9 protein-coding genes are annotated in these 15,027 nt (G+C 61.9%); 4 read left to right on the forward strand and 5 right to left on the reverse strand.

Going from position 1 to position 15,027, the window contains the following annotated elements; translation table 11 throughout:
- Positions 1–125 precede the first annotated feature (125 nt).
- Positions 126–1,175 carry an aldo/keto reductase gene (locus DMO26_RS25550; protein WP_117195073.1) on the forward strand — a complete coding sequence of 350 codons (1,050 nt, stop codon included), beginning with the start codon at positions 126–128 and terminating at the stop codon, positions 1,173–1,175.
- 157 nt (positions 1,176–1,332) lie between these two features.
- On the opposite strand, the gene DMO26_RS25555 is transcribed toward DMO26_RS25550, so the two are convergent.
- The 5 genes from DMO26_RS25555 to DMO26_RS25575 form a co-directional block, all read right to left on the reverse strand.
- The gene (locus DMO26_RS25555) at positions 1,333–1,812 is read right to left on the reverse strand and encodes a chemotaxis protein CheW (protein WP_117195075.1); all 480 of its coding nucleotides are present in this window, start codon (positions 1,810–1,812) and stop codon (positions 1,333–1,335) included.
- Positions 1,812–3,596 carry a methyl-accepting chemotaxis protein gene (locus tag DMO26_RS25560; RefSeq protein WP_117195077.1) on the reverse strand — a complete coding sequence of 595 codons (1,785 nt, stop codon included), beginning with the start codon at positions 3,594–3,596 and terminating at the stop codon, positions 1,812–1,814. Before DMO26_RS25560 ends, DMO26_RS25555 begins: the two co-directional genes overlap by 1 nt.
- A 456-nt stretch (positions 3,597–4,052) precedes the next feature.
- On the reverse strand, positions 4,053–8,552 hold the full coding sequence (locus tag DMO26_RS25565; protein ID WP_117195079.1) for a translocation/assembly module TamB domain-containing protein: 4,500 nt from the start codon (positions 8,550–8,552) through the stop codon (positions 4,053–4,055).
- Between the two features lie 26 nt (positions 8,553–8,578).
- Positions 8,579–10,507, reverse strand: coding sequence for an autotransporter assembly complex protein TamA (locus DMO26_RS25570; RefSeq protein ID WP_450088447.1), 1,929 nt, complete (start codon positions 10,505–10,507; stop codon positions 8,579–8,581).
- Between the two features lie 179 nt (positions 10,508–10,686).
- The gene (locus tag DMO26_RS25575) at positions 10,687–10,950 is read right to left on the reverse strand and encodes a glycine zipper domain-containing protein (RefSeq protein WP_117195083.1); all 264 of its coding nucleotides are present in this window, start codon (positions 10,948–10,950) and stop codon (positions 10,687–10,689) included.
- A 282-nt stretch (positions 10,951–11,232) separates the two neighbouring features.
- Between DMO26_RS25575 and DMO26_RS25580 the strand changes: the two genes are divergently transcribed.
- The 3 genes from DMO26_RS25580 (at position 11,233) to DMO26_RS25590 (ending at position 14,989) form a co-directional block, all read left to right on the forward strand.
- Positions 11,233–11,721, forward strand: coding sequence for a (2Fe-2S)-binding protein (locus DMO26_RS25580; protein WP_117195085.1), 489 nt, complete (start codon positions 11,233–11,235; stop codon positions 11,719–11,721).
- Between the two features lie 112 nt (positions 11,722–11,833).
- Positions 11,834–14,179 carry a xanthine dehydrogenase family protein molybdopterin-binding subunit gene (locus tag DMO26_RS25585; protein WP_117195159.1) on the forward strand — a complete coding sequence of 782 codons (2,346 nt, stop codon included), beginning with the start codon at positions 11,834–11,836 and terminating at the stop codon, positions 14,177–14,179.
- Positions 14,180–14,191: 12 nt separating this feature from the next.
- A complete protein-coding gene (locus DMO26_RS25590; protein WP_117195087.1) occupies positions 14,192–14,989 on the forward strand; it encodes an FAD binding domain-containing protein in 798 nt (265 codons plus the stop codon).
- The last annotated feature ends 38 nt before the right edge of the window (positions 14,990–15,027 follow it).

Genomic DNA, 15,027 nt, shown 5'->3' on the forward strand with positions numbered 1-15,027 from the left:
CCGGCCTAAATTTACCCCCGGAGCCAGTAACGCCTCTCCGGCATCCCGGCACGCGCCCGCGTGACATTTCCGGCTCCGACCATGACCAATATATCCTCAAGTCTCAGTGCATACGGGAGTTCTCCATGCGCTATAATCAAATGGGCAATACAGGTCTTTTCGTTTCGGAAATCTGCCTCGGTACGATGACGTTCGGCGAAAATACGCCAGGCGGTCCCTGGACCGCCGTCGCGGGCCTCGACCAGGCGGCTGCCGACGGGATCGTCGAGCGTTCGCTGGCGGCAGGCGTCAATTTCATCGATACGGCCAATGTCTACTCTCAAGGCAAGTCCGAGCGCATTCTCGGGCAGGCGCTCAAGAATCTCGGCGTTGCGCGCAAGGACGTGATCATCGCCACGAAAGTTTACGGTCAGATGGGCGACAAGCCGAATGATCGCGGTTCCTCCCGGGGTCACATCATGGACTCCGTGGAACAAAGCCTGGAACGCCTGCAGATGGATCATATCGATCTTTACCAGGTTCACGGCACGGATGCCGTGACGCCGATCGACGAGACGCTCCGGGCGCTCGACGATCTCGTGTCGCGCGGCCTCGTGCGTTACATCGGCCTTTCCAACTGGGCGGCCTGGAGGATGGCGAAGGCGCTCGGCATTTCCGAGCGCAAGGGTTTTGCCCGTTTCGAGACTGTGCAGGCTTATTACTCCATAGCGGGTCGAGACCTGGAGCGGGATATCGTTCCGCTGATGCAGGAGGAGAAGCTTGGCCTGATGGTCTGGTCGCCGCTCGCCGGCGGGCTGCTTTCCGGCAAATACGGCCCCGGCGCGCCGGGCAATGGCGAGGGCCGTCGCGCAACCTTCGATTTTCCGCCGGTCGACAAAGACCGTGCCTGGGCCTGCGTTGCCGTCATGCGCGAGGTCGGTGCCAAGCACGGCGCGAGCGTCGCGGAGGTGGCGCTTGCCTATATCCTGGCGAAACCCTTCGTCACCAGCGTCATTATCGGCGCGAAGCGACTGGAGCAGTTGGATGAAAACCTGAAGGCCGTGAAGCTGAAACTCGATGCGGAAGACATGGCGAAGCTCGACGAGGTGAGTGCGCTCGCGCCGGAATATCCAGGCTGGATGTTGGCACGCCAGGCGGCCGGTCGCCGGCCTGAAGCGTTCGAGCCCAAGGAGTAGTCGGGAAACGGCCTGCGGCGCCGCTGTCGGCCTCCACCGGAAATGGCGACACCTCTTTCGACATGCCGCATGCGATCCTTATCAGCATTCGATCCTTGAGACGCAGAAAAGCCGCCCGGACGGACATCCGGACGGCTTTTCCAAAGGAATATCCCGATCAGGCGGCGAGATCGTCGGCTTCGGTGCCCTTGAACATCTTGGCAAGGTTCAGGAAGCAGATCATGCCGTTCTCGTTGGCGATGATGCCTTCCGAAAAGGATTTATCGAAGGAGGCGGAAATTTCCGGAACCGGCTGAACCTGGCTCGATGGGATCGTGAGGATGTCGGAGACGCGATCGACGAGCATGCCGATGACCATGTTGTGCACTTCGGCAACCACGATGGCGCTGCGCTCGTTGGCGACCGTGCTCTTCATGCCGAGCTTGTAGGCGAGGTCGATGATCGGGATCACCGAACCGCGCAGGTTCATGACGCCGATGACGTCGGCCGGAGCGTGCGGGATCGGCGTCGAAGGAGCCCAGCCGCGGATTTCGCGGATGGTCGTCGTCTTCACGCAGAATTCCTGATCATGCAGCCGAAAGGCGATGATCTCCAGCGTTTCACCGCCGTAGTTCGTGGAGTTGATCGTCATAGCCATCAGAATTCTTCCCAACTATCCGGTGCCTGGGCAGTCGCTGCACCGGATGTGGCCCGTGCGACCGTTGCCATGAGTTTGCGTGCCGGCGATGCAACAGGTCGTGCATCTGGTCGCGCTTGACCAATCTTAACCGAAGAGTGTTGCCCAAATCTAAATCGCGCCAAAAGATTGCGCAGCGTTTCGGCTTCCCGCGCCAGATTATGACTGGCCGCCGTCGTTTCCTCGACCATGGCGGCATTCTGCTGTGTGTTCTGGTCCATGGAGTTCACGGCGTTGCTGATTTCCTTGATGCCAGTCGACTGCTCGCGGGAGGCCTCGACGATGGCCGTGATGTTGCCGTTGATCTCGTCCACCTGGGAAATGATCTCGTCGAGCGCCTTGCCGGTTTCGCCGACCAGGGCGACACCGCGCTTCACCTGATCGGAGGAGGTGGAGATCAGCGTCTTGATTTCCTTGGCGGCGCCCGCAGAACGCTGCGCCAGTTCGCGGACCTCCTGGGCGACGACCGCAAAGCCTTTGCCGGCTTCACCGGCGCGAGCCGCTTCGACGCCGGCGTTAAGAGCCAAAAGGTTGGTCTGGAAGGCGATTTCGTCGATCACGCCGATGATGTTGGAAATCTCATTCGACGAATTCTCGATCTGGCCCATGGCGCCAACGGCATTGCGGACCACGGCGCCGGAATGTTCGGCGCTTTTCTTGGTCCGGGAAACGAGGTCGCCTGCTTCCTCGGCGCGCTTGGCGCTGTCGGTTACGGTGCGGCTGATCTCTTCCAGGGCGGCCGCGGTTTCTTCAACGGCGGCGGCCTGCTGTTCGGTACGCTTGGCAAGGCTATCCGAGGCCTGACGGACTTCGCTCGAACTGCCGGCAATCCCTTCCGCGTTTTCTCCGACGGTGCGCATTGCCTCGGCAAGCTTAGCGATGGCCTCGTTGAAGTCGAGCCGGATTTGCTCCAGCGTCGGAATGAATGGCTTTTCAATACGCGCCGTCAGGTCGCCGTGCGACAGGGCGGTAAGACCGACGGCGATGTCATCGACCGCACGCACGCGTTCGGTAATGTCGGTCGCGAACTTGACGACCTTGAAGACGCGTCCTTCGGCGTCGAAGATAGGATTGTAGGACGCCTGGATCCAGGCGATCTTGCCGCCCTTGCCGATGCGCTTGAACTCGGCGGCAACCACCTCGCCGGAGGCCAGTTTCTTCCAGAAGTCGCGATATTCCGCACTGTCGCGGAACGCAGGTTCACAGAACATGCTGTGATGCTTGCCGACGATTTCCGACAGCTGATAACCGAGACAGGCAAGGAAGTTCTCATTGGCGGTCAGGACATCCCCATTTGGCGTGAATTCAATGATCGCCTGGCTGCGCGAGATCGCGTTGATCTTGCCTTCGTCTTCCGAAGCTTTCAGTTTCGCAGCGGTAATATCGGTTGCGAATTTGACGACCTTGTAGGGCTTGCCGCCGGACATCACCGGATTGTAGGAGGCCTGGATCCAGATCTCGCGGCCACCCTTGCCAAGGCGCTTGTAGGCTGCTGCGTCATATTTGCCGCTGCCGAGCCGTGCCCAGAAATCCTTGTAGGCCTGTGACTTTGTATAGGCCGGATCGCAGAACATGCTGTGATGCTTGCCGACGATTTCTGAAAGGGTATATCCGAGGGCCTTGCAGAAGTTCTCGTTGGCGGTGAGAATTTTTCCCGAGAGATCGAATTCAATAATAGCTTGGGATTGGGCAAGGGCCGCAAGTGTAGCTTTGGCGTCGGCGCCCGGGAGTGAAAGGATCGGCATGGTCTTCGCTGCTCCAGTTCTTAGGAATAGTCCTCAGCTCAGGCCGGCAGCATATATCCAAACTCTCAAAAACTGCCGTAATCCATGCGTGAGATTGGATATAAGAAATAGCCAATTGTAATTAACATTAAGTCAATGGCATTCGTCGCGTGTTGCAACCTCTATGTGTTTTTTAGAAAAACTGACGATGCCCATTCAGCTTGTAGTGGGTAATATTCCCCTGACTATACTTACTTTGTCATGAATAATTCCGCCTGATCTGCTAGTTGTCAAATTTTAGCGGTGGCGAACCATATGATGTATGTGGCTCTATCGAGCGCGTTCTAGATAAACTGGTGGCTCGACGCCGCAATAAAGCGTGCCCGAATCAGGATCATGATGTGCATAGGAAGTGCTTTGCCGTTCCCGACGACAACCGTTTGAGGCGACATCTCCGAAAGTCTATGCAAGTAAGGATCAGTATTCGTGCTCGTAGAAAATGCCGGCGGTACCGCCCTCGGTGCCGGCGCCCGCCTTCAACTTCACGCCACGTCCGACATCGAGATTGATCGTCGCCTGAGCCCCGTTCTGGCCGCCCTGCTCGACCTGGAGATAGGTGCGGTTGTTGATGTAGCGGCCAACGGAGACCGTGGTCTGTCCGGTCGAGTCGGTGTTGATGTCGAGATCGTCGACGCCCAGATTGCTGCGCAGCGTTTCAAGAAGCGACGTAGAGCCGCCGCCGGCAAGCTGAGTGACCGCATCCGCGAGCTGGGCGATCTGCAGCGGCGAGAGGCGCGCCATGGACTGGCCGAAGATCAGCCGCGCCAGAACTTCGTCCTGCGGCAGGGCAGGGGAGGACGAGAAGGTAATCGTCGGATCGTTCGCGACGCCCGTGACCTTCACGATGATCGTCGTCGAGGCGGAGGTCGTATTGGCCTCCATGTTGAGGACCGGGATCAGCCCGCCGCCGAAGGTGATATCACCTTCGGTGAAATCGAGCCGCTTGGCGAGAATGACGATGCGGCCGCGGCGCATCTCGAATCCGCCCGCAACGATCGGTGCCGTCGCGTTGCCGGTGACGGTCAGTTCGCCGCCGAGCTCGGCGTCGATGCCGCGGCCGCGAACGAAAATGCCGTTCGGAGCGGTGATTTGCAGGTTGAGCGCGATAGGCTCGGAAGCGCCCTTCGCACTCTTCGGACGCAGTATTTCCATCTGCCGCAGAACATCCGGCGGGGCGTTGCGATGGCGGATATCGATGGCCGAAAGCGATGTCGGGAGACGGGCCGGAACCGTGATCGCCGCCTTGGTGAGCGTAACCCGACCACCGAGAACAGGTCCTGACGTGAGCGGGCCGGTGATCGTCAAGGCTCCGTCGGCCGTTGCAGCAAACAGAGTGCCGTCGGCATAAGCGGCTTGGGCCAGCGTGATCCGGAGATCGGCCGGGAATCCGGAGCCAGGTAAGATACCGACCGAGCCCTGGACGGAGACCGCGCCGCCGCCGGAAAGCTTGCCGGACAGCCTGGGAATATTGGCGCTCTTGCCATCAAGGGCGACATTGGCGGCAAGATCGGTGATCGCCAGGTTGCGCCGCACATCCACCAGCCGAGCGCCTGACGTCGATGCGGTGCCGGTAATGGCGGGGGTTGCGACCGTGCCGCCGATCGCCACGTCGACATTGCCGGTACCTTCCAGCACGAAGCCCTGTGCCGCAAGCTGGCCGGCGATGATGGAGAAGGGCAGCCCTCCGTTGAATTTCAGGTTCAGCGGTTTTTCGCCGGCGAGCGAGACGGAGCCGCCGCCGGAAAGGGTGATCCCTCCGCCGCCCGAAAGGCGCGTGTCGATCGTAACCGTGCCGTTCTGGAAGGTGCCATTGGCGGTAACGTTCACGGAGGCAAGGCCGGCGGATGCGGTCTGGCTTACGCCGGCGTCGGTCCAGCGCAGATCATAACGGACGGCCGGGGCTTCCGGTGTGCCTGTGGCGGCTACTGTGCCGGAAATCGTTCCGCGGGCGCCGAGGCCCGGCGCGAAGGCGTTGATGAGGCCGGCCGGCACCGCGTTGGCGCGAGCATTGATGTCGAGAGCAGGAACGCCGTCCTTCAGGAAGACGCGTCCGGTTGCCGACAGATCGAGCCCGCCGGAGCCGGTGAGGCGTGTCCTGTCTAGTGCGACTGTCCCGTTGGCAAAACTGCCGCTTGCCTGGAGGCGAAACGGGCTGATGCCAGCGTCGCGCGTCTGGCGAAGCTGTGCATCACTCCATTCTAGATCGTATTTGACGGCGGGGGCGGACGGGGTGCCCGTCGCGTTGATGGTGCCGGAAATCGTGCCCGCGGCGTTGATCGCCGGCACGAAGCTGTTGAGCAGGCTTGCGGGCAGCGCGTTGATATTGGCCGTCACATCGAGCGCAGTTCCCGCCGTGCCGTTGACGGTGACGCTGCCCGAGCCGGTGGCCAGCGTCAGGCCGGCAAGACGAGCGCCGCCATTGGCGATGGCGATGCGGGTGGGGCCGGCAAGGCGGATCGGGATATTGCGCGGGGTGGCGGTAAAGCTCTCGATCCCGACCGAGATATCGGCGCCGGTCTGGATGTCGCCGACCGCATTGAGCGGTGCATCGTCATATCGGGCGGCGAGGTTGAAGCCGGTCCTGTTGCCGCCGTGGCTGACGCCGAGATTGATGTCGTCGAGACCGATCGAACCCGCGCCGACCTTGGCCGCCTTGATGGAGCCTTCCGCTGCGATCGCCTTGATGTCCGGCATGGCGAGATCGATATTCGGCTGTGCGATTTCGATCGTGCCGCGTTTCAAGACATTGCCCGACGCGCGGATCGCAGCGCCGGCCTTGCCGCCCGCGTTGCTGAAGATCACGGTACCCTTCAGGTCGCCCTGTGCCTGTTGCGCCGCGAGTGCGGCAAGCAGGGAAACATCCGGGAAGTCGAAAGTGAGCTGTCCTTCCGGCAGGAAGTCGGGAGAAAAGTTCAGGGCTCCGCTGAGCTTGTTCGGACCGATCTCCGCATTGATCGCCGGAGCGTTCGTGCGTCCTTGGGTCGAGGCGAGATCCGCGTTGACCTTGATGGGCTGGCCGTCCAGCGAACCGGTCGCAGTCAGCTTGCCTTTCGGTGCCTTCGGGTCGGCCGTGCCGTCGAGCACGAAGCTCATGTCCTGGAGCTTGCGTCCGACCAGCCGCGCGTCGGCGGAATTGAGCACGGCCTTGATGCCGACGGCGGTCAGCGGTCCCTTGGCGGCGATGTCGAAACCGGCAGCCCCTTCGGCTTCCGGCAGCCAGCGTTTCAGATCCGGCACGCGGCCGGCAAGCCGACCGGTGACGGTCTGGTTTTCCAGAAGCACATTGCCGTGTGCCTCGACCGCATTGGACCGCATCACGAAGTTTTCAAGGCTTACGCGGCCGCCCGTCACCATATTGACGTAGCCTTCGGCCGAGAGCTTGCCTTCGAATTTCGAGACGAGCGCCGGCGGCAGGACGGCAGGATTGGCGAAGACACGGAAGTTGCCGGTCACGGCCTGCTTCGACATGTCGTACGCGCCGGAAAGCGTGCCGTTGACGTTCTGGCTGTCGAAGGTCGCCGCGTCGAGGCCGATTGCCGGAGGTGCGAGCCTCAACGGTGCATCGAGCGTCACCGGGCCGCGGACCACCCGGTCCAGATCGTCGTTGGTAAAGTCCGTCCGGGCGACCGTAAAGCGGCTGCGGATGCTGCCGGAGCGCTTGAGGAGATCGAGATCCTCGCTTTCCGCCTGCAGGCGGATCTGGTTGAAGCGGCCTTGCGGCAGCTCTGCGGCGCTCAAGGCGGCGGTCGCGTTGAAGCGGGCCGAAGAGGCCGCCCCGGTCAAGGTGAAATTGATGCTCTCGATGGAGAAACGGCTCTCCTGACCGTTGATCGGCCAGACAAAATCCACCGGGCCGTTGATTGCGGCAAGACCTGCCGTCAGGCTGTTGTCGCCGGCCGGATCCCAGGCGCCCTTGGCGGAGATTCTTACCGCGCCGGAGGCAAGATCGCCGCGCTCGATGTCGATACGGCCGGAAGGGGCGTAGACCGCGGCGATGTTGATATCCGTCGTACCGCCGAACAGAGGCCGGAAGGCGGGCGGAAGCAGGGTGGCGAGCTGTCCGCCGCCCGTGACTTCCATGCGGTGCCTGCCGTTCTCCACCAGCACGTGCCTGCCGTCGACCGAAATGACGGGAACGCCACCGACGCTGCCCTGCAACTTGCCGGCCCAATCGGAAAGCGGGCCTTCACCATCGAGCGCCAGCTCCACCGCCGGCGCGCCGGGCAGCCGCAGGAGGCGGGCAAGCAGGCCCCCCTGCGGTTCGGAAACCGAAGCCTTGAGGGTCAGTCGGTTGGCGGAAGGCGCGTAGACGACATCGGCGGATGCCCGCGCATCCGGCTCGTCCTTGCGGGTCGCCTGCAGGTCGAGAGAGATATCCGGGCCGGTCGCATCGATGGAACCCTTGACCGACAGCGAGAAATCGCGGCCCGAAAGGGCCTGGGACAGGTTGATGTCCGGCAGGTCGATCTGCGCGACACGGATGCCGACCGGCAGGGGCGAGCCTGACGAGGTGGAGGTCGTCGTCTGGGGAGTCGCCGGGGTCTTCGGCGGCCGCGGCGCGCGGATGAAGTTGACAGTTTCGGCCGATACGTGTTCGGCGCTGAAGACACCGGTCACCAGCGATGTGGGCGACCAATCGACTTTGATGCCGCCGATCTGGGCATAGGGGCCGGCATCATCCGAAAGCGTCAGCGCATCGATCCGCAGATCGCCGGTCAGAAGGCCTTCCGGCCGGGTGAATGTCACTTTCCTATCCGGGGTGGACACGATGGAAGAGACGCGATCTGCCGCCACGCGCCCACCGACCGGCGTCAGCGCCACGAACAGCACGACACCCAGCGCCATGACGAACAGGATCGCAACCACGCCTATCGTGGCCTTCAATATCCCTTTCAGCAGGCGAACCATCAGCGTCATGCTCGGTCGTTACCTCTCAATGCCCTTCAGAATGCCTGTCCAATGCCCGCATAGATACCGTATTGGCTGCCGCCATCGTACCGCTGCAATGGCATCGCAACGTCAAGTCTCAGCGGGCCGAAAGGGGTGGCATATCGAATGCCAATTCCTGCGCCAGCACGTATATCAGAAAAATCAGGCACGATTCCGGTCGAAACCGTACCGACGTCGATAAAAGGTACAATGCCTATGTTTTCTGACACTTTTACTCTCACTTCGAAAGATCCTAGTGCATAAGAACGCCCGCCGGTCGCCTCGTCGGCATTGTTATAGGATGAAATTTCCCGATAGGCATAGCCGCGCACCGATCCGCCGCCGCCGGCAAAGAACCTGCGCGTCGCGGGAATGGATTCAAGATCGTCTCCGCCGACCAGCGTGCCTGCCGCAAGCCGACCGGCAAGCACGATGCCGTCTTCTTCCCCCAAGCCGAGATAGCCGGCGATCGAACCTTCGAAGGAGGAAAAGATCGTGCCGTCCAGAACCTCGTAGCTCGGCTTGGCGGAGAGCGTCGCGTAATAGCCTTCGGTCGGATCGAGCTTGTTGTCACGGGCGTCGCGCTCGAACGAGATCGGCAGGCTCAGCGTGACATACTGGTTTTTGCCGAAAGCATCGTCCGTATTGATCCAGGCGACCTCGCCGCCGCCCTTGAGCTTATCCGTCTCGTTGAGTTCGTAGGCCATCGTGGCGGAATAGATGACGGTCTGCGCTTCGTAGACGTCTGGTGTCTCGCTCTTGGCTTCCAGACGAGATTCGAAGGTAGCCTCCGGTACGAACGCGCCGGGCTTCGTAAAGACGATGCCGGCGGAATAATCGAAGGTGGAGACATCGGTCGTCGCGCCGATGCCGGAAACCTTGCCCTCGATGCGGAGCGATTCCGCCTCGCCGAACAGATTGCGGTGGCCCCAATAACCCTGGACGCCGGCGCCGTCGATCGAGGAATATTCGGCGCCGAAGCCGAAATAACGATGCTTGCCTTCCGACACTTCGATAATGAGCGGCAGCGAACCGTCGGGCGCCAGCTTGTCCGATTCATGGATCGTGACGCTCGAAAAGACGCCGAGTTCGCGCAGCCGGTCGTTGGCCTTCTTCAATTGGTCGGGCGAGTAGCGGCCACCCTTGTCCAGCCGGGAGTAGCGGCTGATGAAGGCCGCGTCGACCGTGCGCGACCCCTTGACGGCGACCGAACCGAAAGGGGCCACGGGTCCGCCGACAGCGCCGAGCACCACGTCCACGGTATGGGTCCGGTGGTCGGCGGTGACCTTCCGTTCCGTGAGCTTGGCAAGCGGACGGCCCTCTTTTTTCAGGTCGACGAGCAACTGCTCGCCGGCTTTGAGGATGAGGCGGGAACCTGCCGCGCCGCCGGTTTCGAGATCATAGTCTTCCGGATTGCGGCCGGCGAGATCGCCATCGAAACGCACTGAGCCGAGCTTGAAGAGCGGACCGGGATTGATGCGGACCGCGACCGGCACCGGCGCACCATGATCGAATGTGGGATTGGGCGGCAGGCGGTCGATGTCGGTGCCGGCAACGGAAATATGAACGGTCCCGCCATAACGGGCTTCCTCATAAAGCACGGCGATCAGCCGGTCGCGGTCCTCCCGCGCCTTGATGATGACGCCGAGATCGCCGGAGACAGGCTGCTTCTCGTCCGTCACCAGCGAAGCGGCCGATTCGAGGCGTTTCTTGAGGTCCTTGTCCGCATTGCCGGTTTCGAGCGTCGCGTCGTATCGGACAGGATCGATGACTTCGAGCGTGTCGTCGTTGTCGCCGAAGAGGGTGATGCCGAAAAGCTTGAAAGCATATGCATCCCCGGCAAGCGGCGGAAGCAGCAGAAGGGTCGCAGCGAGCATCGCGGCAGTGCCTGCTCCCCCCATCAGCCTCCGTTTTTTTGTCCGCCCGGTGTTTTCGTTCCGCATACGCAAACTGGCTGTCGTTCCCCGGCTGTAGGCCCTCATAGCCTCCAACGAAGAGACCTACTTAACCGCAAAAGGCGGGGCGGGGTACCCCTCCCTCGTCTTTCGTGATGATTTCATGAATTAAAAAGCCTCGGAGCGTGCTCCGAGGCCACATCTTTTTCCTGCAATCCGGGCGTTTATCAGTAGCGGCGCGGGCAATCGTCGATATACCGGCGGCCGTAGCGGTCGCGGTAGTAGCATTGGCCGGGCTGCTCTGCGACGGAGCCGATCAGGGCGCCGGAAACGCCGCCGATCGCGGCACCGACGGCTGCGCCGCGGACGTTGCCGGTTGCCAGGCCGCCGATGACGGCGCCGGATGCGGCGCCGATGCCGGCGCCCTGTTCAGTTGCCGTGCAGCTCGCAAGCGAAGCGCCGACCATCAAAAGCACCAAGACCTTTTTCATGAGATCCTCCTGGGTTCAATCCTCTCGACCGTGTCCATTGCCGGCCTTCAAGGGGAACAATAGGTCGCAGCGGCCAAGAGTCCATACGGGTTCGGGCGATTTCACAATGGTTTTTGTTTTGCTTTGCTGACAGTTACCCGATTTTTGGGCCATGCCGCCGGTCGGTTTCTTGTCGTACGGCCGACCAAAATATTGCCTTTTCCATAGAAAGTAGTGGTTGATCCGCTAGGTAAAAAAGCAAATGATGATCGTGTGTCCGGGAGGGACACGAGGAGGAAATCGATGACGAAAGTGACGCTGACCGTGAACGGCCGCGCGATGAGCGGCGAGTGCGAGGACCGCACCCTGCTCGTGAATTTCATCCGAGAAAAGCTGGGCCTTACAGGCACACATGTCGGCTGCGACACCACCCAGTGCGGCGCCTGCGTCGTCCATATGGACGGCCGTTCCGTGAAGAGCTGTTCCATCCTGGCCGTCCAGGCATCGGGTTCGACGATCACGACGATCGAAGGGCTTGCCGGTCAGGGCGAACTGCATCCGGTCCAGGCCGCCTTCAAGGAACATCACGGCCTGCAATGCGGCTTCTGCACGCCGGGCATGGTGATGACGGCGGTCGACATGATCAATCGCGAAGGCGGCAGTCTGACCGAGGAAAAGGTCCGCGCCGGGCTGGAAGGCAACATCTGTCGGTGCACCGGCTACCACAACATCGTCAAGGCCATCCTTGCCGCCGACGCCGAAATGGCGGGCGGGCGGCAGGCCGCGGAGTGAATAGTGAATAATCGGTAGTGAGTGGTGGTTCATCCCGGAGCCTGCTCATGATCCGATCAGTTCCTGCTCATTAATCACTGCTCACCAATCACTGTCTCGGGAGGAGATGAACATGGGTGTTGAAGGAATCGGTGCACGCGTTACCCGCAAAGAGGATAAGCGTTTTCTCACCGGCAAGGGCCGTTATACCGACGACATGACCGTTCCGGGCATGAAATATGCCTATTTCATCCGCAGCCCGCATGCGCATGCGAGGGTTAAGGGTATCGATGCGTCGGCTGCCAGGAGTATGCCGGGCGTCATCGACGTGCTGGACGGCAAGCAGCTGCAGGCGGATGGCATCGGCAACCTGATTTGCGGCTGGATGATCCATTCCAAGGACGGTTCGCCGATGAAGATGGGCGCTTGGAGGCCGCTTGCTGTCGATACCGTGCGCTACGTGGGCGATGCCATCGCGATCGTTGTGGCGGATTCGCTCGGCGAGGCTCGTGATGCGGCGGAAGCCGTCGTGATCGACTACGAACCACTGCCGGCCGTGACCGAAACCGCTGTCGCCATGGCGGCCGGTGCACCGCAGCTCCATCCGGAAGCGCCAAACAACCTCATCTTCGATTGGCAGCTCGGCGATGGCGACGCAGCCGACAGGGCGATTGCCTCGGCGGCACATGTCACCGAGATCGAGATCCACAACAATCGTCTCTCGCCGAATCCCATGGAACCGCGCGCCACGCTCGGCATCTATGACGGCGCCGAGGACCATTACACCTGCTACACCACGAGCCAAAACCCGCATGTGGCCCGCCTCGTGATGAGCGCCTTCTATAATGTCGCTCCGGAAAACAAGCTGCGGGTCATCGCACCGGATGTCGGCGGCGGCTTCGGCTCGAAGATCTACATCTATCCGGAAGAGATCGTCTGTCTGTGGGCTTCCAGGAAGACCGGCGTTCCCGTGAAATGGACGGCCGACCGGACCGAAGCATTCCTGACCGACGCACATGGCCGCGACCACGTTTCCAAGGTGAAGATGGCCTTCGATGCGGACAACCACATTACTGCGTTGAAGGTCGATACGATCGCCAATCTCGGCGCCTATATGTCGCTCTTCTCCTCGGCCGTGCCGACCTATCTTTATGCGACGCTGCTTTCGGGCCAATATGCCATCCCGGCAATCCATGCCAACGTTCGTACCGTCTACACCAACACGGTGCCGGTCGACGCCTATCGTGGTGCGGGACGCCCGGAGGCGACCTATCTGCTGGAGCGGACGATCGAGACGGCGGCGCGCGAACTCGGCATATCGCCGGCGGAACTGCGGCGGAAGAATTTCATCCGTACCTTCCCCTACCAGACGCCTGTCATCATGAATTATGACGCGGGCGATTACGAAGCTTCGCTGAATGCCGCCATGCAGGCGGCGGACTGGGCGGGCTTCGAAGCCCGTCGGGCGACCTCGGAAGCCAACGGGAAGAAGCGCGGCATCGGCATGAGCTGTTATATCGAAGCCTGTGGCATCGCGCCGTCTGCTGCGGTGGGTTCTCTGGGTGCCGGGGTCGGCCTGTGGGAATCTGCGGAAGTGCGGGTCAACGCCGTCGGGACGATCGAAGTGCTGACCGGCTCGCACAGCCATGGGCAGGGCCACGAGACGACCTTCGCGCAGCTTGTCGCCGGCCGCCTTGGCGTGCCGATCGAAAGCATCAATATCGTGCATGGTGATACCGACAAGGTGCAGATGGGCATGGGCACCTATGGCTCGCGCTCCGGCGCCGTCGGCATGTCGGCGGTCGTGAAAGCGCTCGAGAAGGTGGAGGCCAAGGCGAAGAAGATCGCCGCGCATCTGATGGAGGCGGCCGAGGAGGATATAGTCATCGAGAACGGCGAACTGAAGGTTGCCGGCACCGACAAGGCGCTGCCCTGGTTCCAGGTGGCGCTCGCCGCCTACACCGCCCATAACCTGCCCTCCGGAATGGAGCCGGGCCTCAAGGAAACCGCGTTCTACGACCCGGCCAATTTCACCTTCCCGGCCGGCTGCTACGTCGCGGAAGTGGAGATCGACCCGGAAACCGGTGAAACAGACATCGTCCAGTTCGTCGCCGCGGACGATTTCGGCAACATCATCAATCCGCTGATCGTCGAGGGCCAGGTGCATGGCGGCATCGCGCAGGGCATCGGCCAGGCGCTTCTGGAAAATGTCCAGTACGACGCGAACGGCCAGCTTCTAACGGCAAGCTACATGGATTACGCCATGCCGCGCGCCGACGACCTGCCGTCCTTCAAGCTGTCGCACCAGAATACGCCCTGCCCCAGCAACCCGCTCGGCATCAAGGGCTGCGGCGAGGCGGGGGCGATCGGCTCGCCGCCGGCGCTGATCAACGCGATCACCGACGCGATCGGCAATAACGGACTGACCATGCCGGCCACGCCGATGAAGGTCTGGCAGGCCTTGCACGCGGCTCACTGAGGAGGAAAAGATATGTACGCAACCAGCTACCATCGCGCTTCCTCCGTCGAGGACGCCGTCAAACTCAAGTCGGCACATGACGAGGGCAAGTATCTTTCGGGCGGCATGACGCTGATCTCGACCATGAAGCAGCGGCTTGCTGCACCGAGCGACTTGATCGACCTTCGCCATATCCCGTCGTTGCGCGGGGTCAGGATCGAAGGCCGTAAGGTGACGATCGGCGCCGCCACGCCGCATGCGGACGTCGCCGCCTCGCGGGAGCTTGCCGCCATCTGCCCGGCGCTTTGCCAGCTTGCCGGCCATATCGGCGATCCGCATGTGCGTCACATGGGCACGATCGGCGGTTCGATCGCCAACAACGACCCGGCTGCCGACTACCCGGCCGGCGTACTTGGGCTCGGTGCGACCGTCGTTACCGACCGGCGCTCGATTTCGGCGGACGACTTCTTCACCGGCCTGTTCGAAACCGCGCTGGCGGAAGGCGAGATGGTGACGGCCGTCACCTTCGAGGCTCCGGAAAAGGCGGGCTATGCCAAGTTCAACAACCCCGCCTCGCGATTCGCGATGACCGGCGTGTTCGTGGCGAAGACGGCAGGCGGCGTGCGCGTCGCGGTGACCGGCGCCGGTTCCAGCGGCGTCTTCCGCCATTCCGGCTTCGAACAGGCATTGGCGGGAAATTGGTCGGCGGATGCGCTGTCGAACATCACGGTTGATTCGTCCGGCCTCATGTCAGACCTGCATGCCAATGCGGAATACCGCGCCAATCTGGTGAAGGTCATGGCCAGGCGGGCGGTCGCATCCGCAGGCTGAGCGAATCGTAACCCTTTGAAAACGAGGCGGAAGGAGGT

Source organism: Rhizobium terrae (genome assembly GCF_003425685.1).
GTDB lineage: Bacteria > Pseudomonadota > Alphaproteobacteria > Rhizobiales > Rhizobiaceae > Neorhizobium > Neorhizobium terrae.

Coding starts and splice junctions, on each gene's coding strand:
- DMO26_RS25590 (WP_117195087.1), top strand. CDS start 14,192: ATGTACGCAACCAGCTACCATCGCGCTTCCTCCGTCGAGGACGCCGTC.
- DMO26_RS25550 (WP_117195073.1), top strand. CDS start 126: ATGCGCTATAATCAAATGGGCAATACAGGTCTTTTCGTTTCGGAAATC.
- DMO26_RS25570 (WP_450088447.1), bottom strand. CDS start 10,507: ATGCGGAACGAAAACACCGGGCGGACAAAAAAACGGAGGCTGATGGGG.
- DMO26_RS25555 (WP_117195075.1), bottom strand. CDS start 1,812: ATGGCTATGACGATCAACTCCACGAACTACGGCGGTGAAACGCTGGAG.
- DMO26_RS25575 (WP_117195083.1), bottom strand. CDS start 10,950: ATGAAAAAGGTCTTGGTGCTTTTGATGGTCGGCGCTTCGCTTGCGAGC.
- DMO26_RS25560 (WP_117195077.1), bottom strand. CDS start 3,596: ATGCCGATCCTTTCACTCCCGGGCGCCGACGCCAAAGCTACACTTGCG.
- DMO26_RS25585 (WP_117195159.1), top strand. CDS start 11,834: ATGGGTGTTGAAGGAATCGGTGCACGCGTTACCCGCAAAGAGGATAAG.
- DMO26_RS25565 (WP_117195079.1), bottom strand. CDS start 8,552: ATGACGCTGATGGTTCGCCTGCTGAAAGGGATATTGAAGGCCACGATA.
- DMO26_RS25580 (WP_117195085.1), top strand. CDS start 11,233: ATGACGAAAGTGACGCTGACCGTGAACGGCCGCGCGATGAGCGGCGAG.